The 12,812-nt window shown below is 71.6% G+C and carries 12 protein-coding genes; 7 read left to right on the plus strand and 5 right to left on the minus strand.

Features of this window, described 5'->3' with window-relative positions:
- Positions 1-83 precede the first annotated feature (83 nt).
- A complete protein-coding gene (gene sepH, locus K7C20_RS27630) occupies positions 84-1,154 on the minus strand; it encodes a septation protein SepH (protein ID WP_078953479.1) in 1,071 nt (356 codons plus the stop codon).
- A 498-nt stretch (positions 1,155-1,652) separates the two neighbouring features.
- On the opposite strand from sepH, the gene K7C20_RS27635 reads away from it, so the two are divergent.
- Positions 1,653-2,864 carry a hypothetical protein gene (locus K7C20_RS27635; protein ID WP_053210049.1) on the plus strand — a complete coding sequence of 404 codons (1,212 nt, stop codon included), beginning with the start codon at positions 1,653-1,655 and terminating at the stop codon, positions 2,862-2,864.
- A gap of 104 nt (positions 2,865-2,968) precedes the next feature.
- On the opposite strand, the gene K7C20_RS27640 is transcribed toward K7C20_RS27635, so the two are convergent.
- Positions 2,969-4,312, minus strand: a complete 1,344-nt coding sequence (locus tag K7C20_RS27640; RefSeq protein ID WP_030078424.1) for a D-arabinono-1,4-lactone oxidase — start codon at positions 4,310-4,312, stop codon at positions 2,969-2,971.
- Between the two features lie 245 nt (positions 4,313-4,557).
- Positions 4,558-5,832 carry an MFS transporter gene (locus K7C20_RS27645; RefSeq protein ID WP_053210050.1) on the minus strand — a complete coding sequence of 425 codons (1,275 nt, stop codon included), beginning with the start codon at positions 5,830-5,832 and terminating at the stop codon, positions 4,558-4,560.
- A 182-nt stretch (positions 5,833-6,014) separates the two neighbouring features.
- Between K7C20_RS27645 and K7C20_RS27650 the strand changes: the two genes are divergently transcribed.
- Positions 6,015-7,169 carry a ferrochelatase gene (locus K7C20_RS27650; RefSeq protein WP_053210051.1) on the plus strand — a complete coding sequence of 385 codons (1,155 nt, stop codon included), beginning with the start codon at positions 6,015-6,017 and terminating at the stop codon, positions 7,167-7,169.
- Between the two features lie 62 nt (positions 7,170-7,231).
- Entirely contained in the window at positions 7,232-8,077 is an 846-nt protein-coding gene (locus K7C20_RS27655; RefSeq protein WP_053210052.1) for an inositol monophosphatase family protein, read from the plus strand.
- 81 nt (positions 8,078-8,158) lie between these two features.
- On the opposite strand, the gene K7C20_RS27660 is transcribed toward K7C20_RS27655, so the two are convergent.
- Positions 8,159-8,335 carry a hypothetical protein gene (locus K7C20_RS27660; protein WP_167352535.1) on the minus strand — a complete coding sequence of 59 codons (177 nt, stop codon included), beginning with the start codon at positions 8,333-8,335 and terminating at the stop codon, positions 8,159-8,161.
- A 323-nt stretch (positions 8,336-8,658) separates the two neighbouring features.
- Between K7C20_RS27660 and K7C20_RS27665 the strand changes: the two genes are divergently transcribed.
- The 4 genes from K7C20_RS27665 to K7C20_RS27680 all read left to right on the plus strand — a co-directional run bounded on the left by K7C20_RS27665 (position 8,659) and on the right by K7C20_RS27680 (position 12,321).
- Positions 8,659-9,312: a response regulator transcription factor gene (locus K7C20_RS27665; RefSeq protein ID WP_006602630.1), complete on the plus strand. Its 654-nt coding sequence runs from the start codon at positions 8,659-8,661 to the stop codon at positions 9,310-9,312.
- 6 nt (positions 9,313-9,318) lie between these two features.
- Complete coding sequence (locus K7C20_RS27670; RefSeq protein ID WP_222892668.1) at positions 9,319-10,581, plus strand: sensor histidine kinase; 1,263 nt, start codon at positions 9,319-9,321, stop codon at positions 10,579-10,581.
- A gap of 526 nt (positions 10,582-11,107) precedes the next feature.
- Complete coding sequence (locus K7C20_RS27675; RefSeq protein WP_003982531.1) at positions 11,108-11,410, plus strand: DUF4193 domain-containing protein; 303 nt, start codon at positions 11,108-11,110, stop codon at positions 11,408-11,410.
- A 14-nt stretch (positions 11,411-11,424) separates the two neighbouring features.
- A complete protein-coding gene (locus K7C20_RS27680) occupies positions 11,425-12,321 on the plus strand; it encodes a hypothetical protein (RefSeq protein ID WP_409351326.1) in 897 nt (298 codons plus the stop codon).
- A gap of 24 nt (positions 12,322-12,345) precedes the next feature.
- Here the strand turns inward: K7C20_RS27680 and K7C20_RS27685 are convergent, their stop codons facing one another.
- Positions 12,346-12,789, minus strand: a complete 444-nt coding sequence (locus tag K7C20_RS27685) for a DUF3093 domain-containing protein (protein ID WP_030089245.1) — start codon at positions 12,787-12,789, stop codon at positions 12,346-12,348.
- Positions 12,790-12,812 lie beyond the last annotated feature (23 nt).

Genomic DNA, 12,812 nt, shown 5'->3' on the forward strand with positions numbered 1-12,812 from the left:
CGTACGACGCCGTCCGCCCGGTCCCTGCTTCCAGGGGGCGGGCGGACGGGGGTGTACGCGGCGGGACGGCCCGGGGCCCCTCGCTACTCCGGCTTCTTGCGCCGGGTGCCGAAGACGATCTCGTCCCAACTGGGCACCGCGGCACGGCGCCCGGGACGTACGCCGTCCGCCTCGGCCTGCCGGTCCGTCGTCCCCGTCAGCCGGTCGCGATGGCCGGCCACCGCACGCGGCATCAGCACATCGGCGTACGCGGAACCCGCGCCCGCGCTGGCCGCCGGAGCGGGCGGCTCCTCGACCTCGGCCTCGGACTCTTCTTCGCCCTGCGCCGACGTCACGCTCTCCGGTACGACCATGTCGCCACGGAAACTCGGTACCGCCTCCAGCAGGCTGGTCAGCGAATCCCGCTCGCGCTCCCGCTCACCGGCGGCAGCCTCCTCCGCGACCGCCTCGTCGTCCTCGCCGCCGGACTGCGCCGTACGCTCGCCGCGTTCGGACGTCTGCCGGTCCAACGCGCGGTCCAGCGGCCGGTCGCGCGGCAGCCGCGCGATCCGGGGCACGAACGGGAAGCTCGGCTCGGGCGTGTCGTCGCTCTCGCCGATCAGCGCCCGCGCCTCGTCGTCCACGGCCTGTACGAGCCGCCGCGGCGGGTCGTACGTCCAGCTCGCGGAGTGCGGTTCGGTCGCGACGCGGTAGACCAGCAGCACCTCCCAGGTGCCGTCGTCCCGGCGCCAGGAGTCCCACTGCACGCTCTCCTTGTCGGCGCCGCGCAGCAACAGCCGCTCCGCGACCGCCTCGCCGAGCTGCGGACCGGTGTTCTCGCCGGGCCGCCGCACGGGGGTCTTGCGGGCTCGTTCGGCCATGAAGGCGCGCTCGGCGAGCACCGGGCCCTCGAAGCGGCGCACCCGGTCGACGGGGATGCCGGCGAGCTGGGCGACCTCTTCGGCAGAGGCACCGGCTCTTATACGTGCCTGGATGTCCCGCGGACGCAGATGGCTCTCGACCTCGATCTCGATCTGGCCGAGACGCGCACGGTCGTTGCGGACGGCGGCGCGCAGCCGTTCGTCGATCGGAAGCGTGTACTCGGTGCTGTCCGCAGCTTTGAGCACCAGCCGTGTGCCGTCGTTGGAGACGGCCACGACACGCAGTTCGGGCATGGGGACCTCCCGGGTGGTGCCTGCCGACGTCACTCGCGTCGCTGCTTCCGCTAGTCGAGTGTGGCCTGCCCGGGTGCAGCCTGCCACAACATTGCCGAGTTGCCCGGCGTGTCGGGGCTTGGCCCTGAAACGCCGTTATGACACGGTTACCTGTTCGCCACGCTCAGTGACCATGCCGCTTGCCCTGTCGCCGTTCACCCGTTCCGAGCGGCGGTGCCCCGGGGTGAGTGCCGCCTTCATGGCCCCCTCCCATGGGTTCCGGGCAGCCGGACGGGAACCGGGGCCAGGGCTCGCCACAGTACTCCATTCGGACCACTGAGGTGGACCGCCGCGCCGCTGAACTTCTGGGCGGGCAACGGAGTCTGGTCGTCTTGTCGATCTCTCTACCTGGCACGCAGGTGGCGATTTTCACAGAGTCCCCAAAATCGGAACTTTTGGCTCCGCCGAATGGTCACTTCTCCATGCAAGATGGATCGAAGGGGCTATCAAAGGTTGGAGATGGACGAAGAAACCGAAAGCGACACGAAGAAGAAGGAGAAGCGGATAAACCTGAGCATTGCTCAGGTGGCCGGCAGCGCGCTTGCCGCGGCGGTCGCCGCGTACCTCGCGGGCCGGCTCGGCGTCTACGGAACCATCATCGGCGCGGGTGTGGTCAGTGTCGTGGCCACCACGGGCGGCTCGATATTCCAGCACCTGTTCCGGCGCACCGGCGAACAGCTCAAGGAAGCGACGGTCACCACGCGGCCGAAGCCACGCCGCTTCTCCTCCGCCCGCACTCGATCCACCACACCGGACGCCCGGCAGGCCACCTCCACGATGGTGCTGCCGACCTTCGACAAGGAGGGCGCGGAGGACAAGGTCACCTCCGTGGCCGCCAGGACGACCGGGCCCGGCACGGCCCGTACGCAGCTGATCCCGCGGGTCGAACAGGCCCGTCGGCGCGACCCGGCAGGCGCCCACCCCGCCCCGCAGGACGATGACGCGACGCGGCTGCTGCGACCCGTCGACCCCGATGCGACCCGCGCCCTGCGCGCGGTGGAAGGGACCGGCCCGGGGCGGCCCGCCGACCGGACGCAGCTGGTGCCGCGTCTCGACGAGCGGAACATGGCGCCGGGTCAGGCGGCCGCCCGCCCGGCCGGTGTCCCGGCCGCGCGGCACCCGGGCGGCCCGCCCGAGGAGCTCAGTACCGCGACGTACGGCACCCGGCTGCGGGGCTGGAAGCGGCCGGCGATCGGCGCGCTCGCGGTCTTCGCGCTCGCCATGGGGGTGGTCACCGGTACCGAGCTGATCACCGGGCAGACGCCGAGCGGCGCGCAGGGCACCACGCTGAGCAACCTCACCCACACCGGAGGATCGGGCCGGCAGCAGCCCCGGACCCCGCAGTCGCCCGGTACCGGCCGCTCCCCGGACGACGGCAGGCGGCACGGGAACGGTGACCGGCCCAGTCCGGACCCGGGCACGTCGGGCGACACGGGCACGGGCAAGGGAACGGACCGCGGCACCCCGTCGCCGGACCCGGACCCGTCCGACGGCGGCAAGACCTCGCCGGACCCCGACTCGCCCTCGTCCCCGAACCCGTCCCCGAGCGGCTCGGCCGACGACGACGGCACCGGTTCGGGTGACGGTTCGACCGACGGCGGGAGCCAGGGTGACCGTCCGGACGGGCAGCAGTCCGGTGCGCCGGACCCCGACCCCGGCGCCTCCTCCTGAGAAGAGGCGGACCGTCTGTATGAGGCGGACCGTCCGTATGAGACAGACCCGCGACGGCTGCGACCCGGTCCCCACTACAGGGCGCCGGGTCGCAGCCGTCGTCGTCAGTCCCCCAGGACCCGTCGCAGATAGGCGTTGGCGAACCGGCGTTCCGGGTCCAGCCGTTCGCGCACCGCGGTGAATTCACCGAACCGCGGATAGGCGTCGGCAAGGTAGGCGGCATCGCGGGTGTGCAGCTTCCCCCAGTGCGGGCGCCCGTCGTGTGCCGTCATGATCCGCTCGGCGGCCGCGAAATACGCCTCGTAGGGTGTCCCGCGGTACATGTGTACGGCGAGGTAGACGGTGTCCCGGCCCGACGCGGTGGACAGCGTGATGTCGTCGGCGGGCGCGGTCCGCACCTCCACCGGGAAGCTGACCTTGAAGTCCGAGCGTTCCACCAGGGCCTTGAGTTCACCCAGCGCCGCCACCGCGGCCGCGCGGGGGAGTGCGTACTCCATCTCCACGAACCGCACCCGCCGTGGCGAGGTGAACACCTTGTACGGGATGTCGGTGTACGTACGGGCCGACAGCGCGCGGCTGGAGATCTTGGCGATGCCCGGTATGGCGGCCGGTACCGCCCGGCCGATGGTGCAGACGAGCTGGAAGACCCCGTTGGACAGCAGCTCGTCCTCGACCCAGCCACTGACCTTCCCGGGTGGTGCCGCCGGGCCCTGGCTGCGGTTGTTGCGCTTGGTGTTGCAACTGCCGGTGTGCGGGAACCAGTAGAACTCGAAGTGCTCGTTCTCGGCGACCAGCTCGTCGAACCGGGCCGTCACCTCGTCGAAGGCCATCGGCTCCTCGCGGGCGGTCAGCAAGAACTCCGGTTCCACGGCGAAGGTGAGCTCGCTGACCACGCCCAGCGCACCCAGGCCCAGCCGTGCCGCGGCGAAGACATCCGGGTTCTCCGCGGCGGAACAGGTCAGGACCGAACCGTCGGCGGTGACCAGTTCCAGGGCGGTGATCTGGGCGGCGATCGATGCCGAGTCGCGGCCGGTGCCGTGCGTGCCGGTGGCGGCCGCCCCGGCGACCGTCTGCTCCATGATGTCGCCCATGTTGGCCAGCGACAGTCCGTGCGCGGCGAGCGTCTCGTTGAGGCGCTTGAGCGGTGTACCTGCCGCCACCGTCACCGTGCCCGCCTCGCGGTCGATCCGGCGGATCCCGGTCAGCCGGTCGGGGCGGACCAGCAGCCCGTCCGTGGCGGCCGCCGGGGTGAAGGAGTGACCGCTGCCGGCGGCCTTGACCGTCAGCCCGTCCTCGGCGGCGGCACGGACCGCGGCCGCCAGCTCCTCGGTGCTCGCCGGGGCGACGCTCCGGGCAGGGCGGGCGGTGACATTGCCCGCCCAGTTGCGCCATGGCCCGGCCGTCGGGCCGCGCCCTCCTGAGCCGCCGACGGCGTTGCTGAGAGCCATGTGACGTCCCCTCCCTCCACGCGGGCGGGCCGGGTTCGGCCGCCTTGGTGTGAGCGCATGATGTCAGTCACCGACGCGCGGTTCAGGTGGGGTGACGGGAATCACAGGATCAAGGAATCGGCTGGAATCGCCCGGCTCCCGGACATGTCGTACCGCCGGTAACTCGCCGACGGGCGGCGCGGGTTCGCCCGCTCCGGCTGACCGGACCCGTACGGAGTGGTCCGGCCGGGCTCCTGCGGACGTGCCTAGGCGACGCTCTCCTCGCCCTGCCGCTCGTTGGCCGTGACGGGCCCACCGGGCTCACCGCCGGCCACGGCCGCGCCCGTCACCGGAGGGGCGGGCTGCGGGCGGAGCCTGCGGTAGCCCGCGAACGCCACCAGCGCGGCGAGCACCCCTGCTGTCCCCGGCACCAGATAGCCCCGGGCGGCCCCGGCGGCGTCCACCACCCAGCCGGCCGCCGACGCACCCAGCGCGACGCCCACCGCCAGGCCGGTACTGGTCCAGGTCATGCCCTCGGTCAGCTTCGCCCGCGGCACATGCTCCTCGACCAGCGCCATCGTCGTCACCATCGTCGGGGCGACGGACAGCCCGGCGACGAACATCGCGACGGCCAGCAGCGGCAGCGAGCCCGCCAGTTGCAGCGGCACCATGCTCACCGCCATCACGCACACCCCCACCACCCAGCGGCCGGACGGATGGCCCTTCAGGTGCAGCAGCCCGAAGACCGCACCGGCCGCACAGGAGCCGAGCGCGTAGACCGCCAGCACCAGACTGGCCGCCGCCTTGTGCCCGGCCTCCTCGGCGAACGCAACCGTGACCACGTCGATCGCCCCGAAGATCGCGCCGGTGGCCACGAACGTCACCACCAGCACCTGTAGCCCCCGCGAGCGCAGCGCGGACCCCTTGGCGTGCTGCTCACGCGGATGCGGCACCGGCTCCGTCGCACGCTGCGCCGTCAGCCAGAAGACCCCCACGGCCAGGAAACCGGCGGCCAGCAGCGGCCCGGCCTCCGGGAACCATGCGGTGGACAGGCCGATGGACAGGATCGGCCCGAAGATGAAGCACGTCTCGTCGACGATCGACTCCCACGAATACGCCGTGTGCAGCTCGCGCGGGGAGCCCTGGTAGAGCTCCGCCCAGCGCGCCCGGATCATCGAGCCGACGCTCGGCACACACCCCGCACAGGCCGCGAAGGCGAACAGCAGCCAGTCCGCCCAGCGCTGCTGCGCGCTCAGCAGCAGACCGGCGACCGCGGCGATCGACACCAGGGTGGCGGGGCGCAGCACCCGGCTCTGCCCGTGCCGGTCCACCAGCCGGGAGATCTGCGGGCCCAGGACCGCGGCGGACAGCGCGAGGGTCGCGGACAACGCGCCGGCCAGGCCGTAGCGGCCGGTCAGCTGGGAGATCATCGTGACGATGCCGATGCCCATCATCGACAGGGGCATCCGGCCCAGCAGTCCGGCGGCCGAGAACGACTTGGTGCCGGGGCGGCCGAAGATGGCGCGGTAGGGACTGGGCAACGGGGGTGCTCCGCCGGTGAGGACCGAAAAGATCGGTAAGGAATGACAGGGGCCGATACAGCTTACGGGCGGGGTGGCGCCGTACGCCTCGGCTTTTCGGCCACGCCCTCCGGGGCCCGTGGGTCCTCCCGGCGACGGGACCTGCCCGCCGCCCCCGTGGGAAGGGTGGCAGGATCGATGGCATGCCCGAACAGTGCGATCCCCGCCCTTATGACGCCCTGCTGCTGCTGTCCTTCGGCGGTCCCGAAGGCCCCGACGACGTCGTCCCCTTCCTGGAGAACGTCACCCGTGGACGCGGCATCCCCCGCGAGCGTCTCAAGGAGGTGGGGCAGCACTACTTCCTGTTCGACGGCGTCAGCCCCATCAACGCGCAGAACCGGGAACTGCTGGACGCACTGCGCAAGGACTTCGCCGAGCACGGCCTGGACCTGCCCGTCTACTGGGGCAACCGCAACTGGGCGCCCTACCTGACCGACACCCTGCGCACGATGGTCCACGACGGGCACCGCCGTATCGCCGTACTGGCGACCAGTGCCTACGCCTCGTACTCGGGCTGCCGCCAGTACCGCGAGAACCTCGCCGACGCCCTCGCCGCCCTCCGGGCCGAGGGTCTGCCGGTGCCGCAGGTCGACAAGTTGCGGCACTACTTCAACCACCCCGGCTTCATCCGCCCGATGACCGACGGTGTGCTGGCGTCGCTCGCCGCCCTGCCCGAGGAGGTGCGGGACGGCGCCCATCTGGCCTTCACCACGCACTCCATCCCCACCGCCGCAGCCGACACCTCCGGCACCCCCGCCGACCACACCCAGGACGGCGAGGGCGGCGCTTATGTCGCCCAGCACCTGGACGTGGCACGGGTGATCGCGGAAGCCGTCCGTGCGGAGACCGGTGTGGACCACCCCTGGCGGCTCGTCTACCAGTCCCGCAGCGGCGCCCCGCACATCCCCTGGCTGGAGCCGGACATCTGCGACCACCTGGAGGAGCGGCACGCCGCGGGCGTCCCGGCCGTCGTGATGGCCCCCATCGGGTTCGTCTCCGACCACATGGAGGTCAAGTACGACCTCGACACCGAAGCCACCGCCAAGGCCGCCGAGCTGGGCCTCCCGGTCGCCAGGTCCGCCACCGTGGGCGCCGACCCCCGGTTCGCCGCGGCCGTCCGCGACCTCCTCCTGGAGCGCGCGGCCACCGAACGGGGCCGCACCCCGGAGCGCTGCGCCCTGGGCTCCCTCGGCGCCGGCCACGACCTGTGCCCGGTCGGCTGCTGCCCCGCGCGCGCACCGCGCCCGGCCGCCGCCGGCGCCGACTGGCGGGGCCCGGCCGCCGAGGCCCGCGCCTAAAGCCCCCGAGGCCCGCGCGGAAAGCCCCACCCCGACCACCGCTCGTCCGAGCAAGGAGCATCGTGCCCGACCCGCTGCACCCCGACGCCCCGCAGACCGCCCCGGCGCAGAGCGACGCACTGTACGACGAACTTCTCGAACTGGCCCTGGAGGCCGCCCGCCGTGCCGGTGCGCTGCTGCGCGACGGCCGTCCCGCCGACCTCGGTGTGGCCGCCACCAAATCCAGCCCCATCGACGTCGTCACCGAGATGGACCTCGCCTCCGAGAAGCTGATCACCGGCTTCATCGGGGAGCACCGCCCCGACGACGGCTTCCTGGGGGAGGAGGGCGCCAGCTCCGACGGCACCAGCGGCATCCGCTGGGTCATCGACCCCGTCGACGGCACCGTCAACTACCTCTACGGGCTGCCGGCCTGGTCGGTGTCCATCGCGGCGGAGAAGGACGGCGAGGTGGTCGTCGGGGTCGTTGCCGCCCCGATGCGCGGCGAGACCTACCAGGCCGTCGTGGGCCGTGGCGCGTTCAACAACGGCGAGCGCCTCCACCACCGGCCCGCGCCGCCGCTCTCCCAGGCGCTCGTCGGCACGGGGTTCGGCTACCTCACGGAGCGCCGGGCCGCCCAGGCGGAGGTGGTGCGCACGCTGCTGCCGCAGGTCCGCGACATCCGCCGCGCCGGCTCGGCCGCGATCGACCTGTGCGATGTGGCCTGCGGCCGGCTCGACGCCTACTACGAGCGCGGGCTGAACCCCTGGGACCTGGCGGCCGGCGCCCTGATCGCCCGCGAGGCCGGCGCGCTCACCGGCGGCCGTCCCGGACAGCCGGCCTCCCATGAGCTGACGCTCGCTGCCTCCCCGGCCCTCTTCGAGCGGCTCCAGCCGCTCCTGGACGAGCTCGGGGCCTGGCACGACTGATCCGGCCCCCGTCCGGGCAGCACAGCGCCCCGGCACCATCCCCTGGATGCCGGGGCGCTGTCCCCGTACGCCGGGAAGCGGTCAGGCGTTGCTGACCGCTCCGTACCGGACGCCGTGCTCGGTCGCCAGGCGCTGGAGGTCTTCGAGTTCTGCCTGCTCGACCTCGGCGAGGAAGTCATCGCCCGCAGCGCGGGCACGGTCCAGAACGGCTTCGGTGTTCTCTATGCGCTGCAAAATGCCTGCGGTGAACGCGTCCATGTGCGCCCCCTCGTCGTGGGTCGGTGGGCACGGGGGTGTGCCGACGGGTGGGTCGATCACTGCGTGGGCCCTGCGATGGATCAGTTCATGGCAAGTAGCCGAAAAAACAGGGCGTGATCTCGGGTGTGCAGTCGTCCTCCCCACCCCCCACCTCAGGGAAACCTCAACCCGCCCGGGAATCCTGCCCGTCGGGCGTCTCGGCCCGGCCCTCCACCCCTCCGCACCCCTCTTACCGCCGGTTTATGGCTCTTCGGGGCAGGATGGAGGAGCTCTGAAGACTTTGTTGTGCCTGCCCGAAAGGGCCCTGAGGAAGGACTAGCGACGTGCGTGTTCTCGTCGTCGAGGACGAGCAGCTGCTCGCCGATGCGGTGGCCACCGGACTACGCCGGGAGGCCATGGCGGTCGACGTGGTCTACGACGGCGCTGCCGCTCTGGAACGGATCGCGGTCAACGACTATGACGTCGTCGTGCTCGACCGTGACCTCCCGGTCGTCCACGGTGACGATGTCTGCCGCAAGATCGTCGAGCTGGGGATGCCCACCCGCGTCCTGATGCTCACCGCCTCCGGCGATGTCAGCGACCGCGTCGAGGGCCTGGAGATCGGCGCGGACGACTACCTTCCCAAGCCCTTCGCGTTCACGGAGCTGACCGCCCGCGTACGCGCCCTGGGCCGCCGTACCACCGTCGCGCTGCCGCCCGTCCTGGAGCGGGCCGGCATCAAGCTCGACCCCAACCGCCGCGAGGTCTTCCGCGACGGCAAGGAGGTCCAGCTCGCTCCGAAGGAATTCGCGGTGCTGGAGGTCCTGATGCGCAGCGAGGGCACGGTCGTCTCGGCCGAGCAGCTCCTGGAGAAGGCCTGGGACGAGAACACCGACCCGTTCACCAACGTCGTACGGGTGACGGTCATGACGCTGCGCCGCAAACTCGGCGAGCCCGCGGTGATCGTGACCGTCCCCGGCTCGGGATACCGGATCTGACCGGCGATGCCCTCCCTGCCCTCGTTCTCCAAGGCGGCCGCCCCGCCGCCGCCCGTTCCCCCCAAGCCGACCTGGGACCCCAGGCCGGTCGATGTCCGTCCGTTCCCGTGGCTGCGGCCCACGATCCGGATACGGCTGACGCTGCTGTACGGCGGCATGTTCCTGATGGCCGGCATCGTGCTGCTGACGATCATCTACATGCTGGCCGCGGACGCGCTGCACGACGGCAGTGCGCTGCCGCTGAAGATCCTCGGCGGAAAGTTCCAGTCGACCAGTGACATCTGCGACCTGCCCACCGAGACCTCCGGGCAGCTGCTCCAGCAGGCTGTCGAGCAGTGCCTTCAGCACCAGCGCGCGGTGGCCCTCAACAGCCTCCTCAACCGTTCCCTGCTGGCCCTCCTCGGTCTGACGGTGGTGGCTTTCGCTTTCGGTTATGCGATGGCGGGGCGGGTGCTGTCGCCGTTGGGGCGGATCACGCGTACCGCGCAGCGGGTGGCCGGGTCGGATCTGCACCGGCGGATCGAGCTGGGCGGGCCGGACGACGAGCTCAAGGAGCTGGCGGACACCTTCGACGAGATGCTGGACCGCCTCGACCGGGCCTTCGAGTCGCAGCGGCGGTTCGTCTCCAACGCCTCGCACGAGCTGCGCACGCCGCTGGCGATCAACCGGACGCTGCTGGAGGTCCAGCTCGCCGACCCGGAGGCGTCGCCCGAGCTCCAGCAGCTGGGCAAGACGCTGCTGGCGACGAACGAGCGCAGCGAGCAGCTGGTGGAGGGCCTGCTGCTGCTCGCCCGCAGTGAGAACAAGGTCGTCGACAAGCGGCCGGTGGATCTGTCGGAGGTGGCCGCGCAGGCGGTCGACCAGAGCCGTGCGGAGGCGCACGGCAAGGGGGTGGAGTTCCGCGGGGTGCGCGGGCAGGTCTTCGTGCAGGGAAACGGCGTCCTCCTGGAGCGCATCGCGCTCAATCTCGTCCAGAACGCGGTGCGCTACAACGTGCCCGAGGACGGCTGGGTGGAGGTCAGTACCGAGCCGCAGCCCGGCTGCGCGGTCCTGGTGGTCGCCAACACCGGACCGGTGGTCCCCGCCTACGAGGTGGAGAACCTCTTCGAGCCCTTCCGGCGGCTGCGCACCGAGCGCACCGGCAGCGACAAGGGCGTCGGCCTCGGCCTGTCCATCGTCCGCTCCGTGGTCCGCGCACACGACGGCACCATCACCGCCCAGCCCCGCGAGGGCGGCGGACTCGTCATGCGGGTCGTCCTGCCGCTCTGACGCAGGCCACAGGGCGGTTGTACGCCCGCTGGAGCGACTGCGCGCCCCCGTGGGCAGTCGTCGGACATCTGTGCGTACGATCGCCCGTCTCGCGGCCATACGCCGCTTCGCCTGCCGGTTTGACGAGAAGGGGGGTCGGCGTGGATCCTTCGCCGAGTTCGCTTTGCGCTGAATTGAGCCGGTCCGCCTGCCGGTCTGTGCGTGTGTGATGCCTCACAGGCGCGATTTTCCAGCCATCTACGCTCCGTGATCGAAAACCACGTCGGAATGCCGGGGAAGTCCGGGTTTCCGGGGGGTGAGATCACGGGAAGTACAGGTGGTGGGCTGCGCGAGGTGCGACATTCGGACCGTGTACGGTCCTGATCGCCATCCAAACCGATCACCTCTTCAGGGGTGCGGTTGGGTGTCGATTGAGTAACAGACCTTGATGTGAGGCAAAATCTCCGCCTCAGGTCGGGCACAAGTCCGGCCTCTCACGCGTTACGAGCGCTGAGACACCGCAGACACCCAGAGGGGGAGAGCGAAAATGGCTACGGATTACGACACCCCACGCAAGACCGACGACGACCTCAACGAGGACAGCATTGAAGAGCTGAAGTCGCGGCGCAACGACAAGTCGGCCTCGGCCGTCGACGTCGACGAGTTCGAGCAGGCCGAGGGCTTGGAGCTGCCCGGAGCGGACCTGTCCAACGAAGAGCTGGCCGTGCGCGTGCTGCCCAAGCAGCAGGACGAGTTCACGTGCATGAGCTGCTTCCTGGTCCACCACCGCAGCCAGCTCGCCGCGGAGGACAAGAACGGGCAGCCGATCTGCCGCGACTGCGCGGCCTGAGACCGGTCTACGCCGTGGCAGGCGTGAACCCGTTCCGCAAGGGCTCCAAGGGCGTCAAAGGCTCGGCGGCCGGCGCACGATCACGCGAGGAAACCGCGCCCGTGCCCGCCGACCCGACCGCCCTTCCCGCGGAGCGGACGACCGGTGCATTGCAGTGGGGGCACCTCCCGCTCGAGCGAAGCCGAGAGCGGGGGAGAGGCCGCACGGCCTCGCTCGCGGCCACGGTCGGCCGCGGTGCCGGGAGGACCGGCGGCAGGGTGCGGGCTGTGCTTGCCGTGACCGCCGACCGGATCATCGACACCGCCCCGCGGATCCCGGTGCGCGACCTCGCCACCCTGCGCGCCCAGTTCCCCGGACTGACCCCCGAGGACCTGGCCGACAAGCTCGTCGCGGGTGCCTGCCGGGCCACCGCCACCGTCGGAGCGGGCGTCGGCGCGGCAGCGATGCTGCCCGTACCGCCCGCCATGCCGGCCGAGCTGGCCGCCGAGGTCACCGGCGTCGCCTCGATCGAGATCAAACTGATCGCCGAGCTGCACGAGGTCTACGGCCTCCGGCCCGCCGGGAACTTCCGGCAGCGGGGCATGGCCTATCTGACGTCCTGGACGGAGGAGCGGGGCGTCGACATCACCAAACCGGCCTCGCTGAACATCGCGCTCGGCGTGCAGATGAGGCGGGAACTGCGCCAGCAGATCATGAAGCGCACGCTGCGCAACCTCCCCAACCTCACCCCGTTCATGATCGGCGCCACCGTCGGCGCGTTCATGAACCGCAGGGACACCAGAAAAGTTGCGGAAAAAATCCGTAAGGATCTGCGCACGAAGCAGGTCCCCTGGGAGGCCCTGCCCGACTCCGCGGCGGGCGCTCCGGGGGACGGCGGGCCGGCCGGAGAAGCCCCGCCCCAGGGCGGCTGACCCCGGGCCTCCCGGAGAGGCAGCTCAGGCGCGTACGGCCGCCAGCGCTGCCACCAGGCGCTCCGGCGCCCGCGTCGAGAGATAGGCGTACGGCGTCGGGTCCTGCGGATCGGTGATCTCCACCCGCACCGCGGTGCGGATATAGCCGCGCAGCAGCATGAACGCGCGGGCGTCGGCCTTGTGCGTACGCCACGCCAGCGCCTCGTCCGCGTCCAGCGCCCGCGCCTCGCCCAGTGCGGTCGCCGGGATCTTCGCGTCGCCGGCGATCAGGGCACCGCCCACCACCCGGATCCGCGCCGAGCCGTACGTGCTCACCGCGACCGCGGACAGCGCCGCCCCGCCGATCAGGCCGCCGAGCATCGGAAGCGTCCCCAGAGGGAGCAGCATCAAGGCGCAGGCGACGCCGACCAGCGCGGCGATCACCCACCAGGACCGGGGCGCGGTGAGGCGTTCTTCGTACGACTGCATGGCTCCAGCTTGGCACGGCGGCG

Source organism: Streptomyces decoyicus, from assembly GCF_019880305.1.
GTDB classification, from domain to species: Bacteria; Actinomycetota; Actinomycetes; order Streptomycetales; family Streptomycetaceae; genus Streptomyces; species Streptomyces decoyicus.

Excerpts from the sequence above, each read along its gene's own strand:
- K7C20_RS27670 (WP_222892668.1), top strand. The coding sequence starts at position 9,319 with ATGCCCTCCCTGCCCTCGTTCTCCAAGGCGGCCGCCCCGCCGCCGCCC.
- K7C20_RS27675 (WP_003982531.1), top strand. The coding sequence starts at position 11,108 with ATGGCTACGGATTACGACACCCCACGCAAGACCGACGACGACCTCAAC.
- sepH (WP_078953479.1), bottom strand. The coding sequence starts at position 1,154 with ATGCCCGAACTGCGTGTCGTGGCCGTCTCCAACGACGGCACACGGCTG.
- K7C20_RS27685 (WP_030089245.1), bottom strand. The coding sequence starts at position 12,789 with ATGCAGTCGTACGAAGAACGCCTCACCGCGCCCCGGTCCTGGTGGGTG.
- K7C20_RS27650 (WP_053210051.1), top strand. The coding sequence starts at position 6,015 with ATGCCCGAACAGTGCGATCCCCGCCCTTATGACGCCCTGCTGCTGCTG.
- K7C20_RS27640 (WP_030078424.1), bottom strand. The coding sequence starts at position 4,312 with ATGGCTCTCAGCAACGCCGTCGGCGGCTCAGGAGGGCGCGGCCCGACG.
- K7C20_RS27660 (WP_167352535.1), bottom strand. The coding sequence starts at position 8,335 with ATGGACGCGTTCACCGCAGGCATTTTGCAGCGCATAGAGAACACCGAA.
- K7C20_RS27635 (WP_053210049.1), top strand. The coding sequence starts at position 1,653 with ATGGACGAAGAAACCGAAAGCGACACGAAGAAGAAGGAGAAGCGGATA.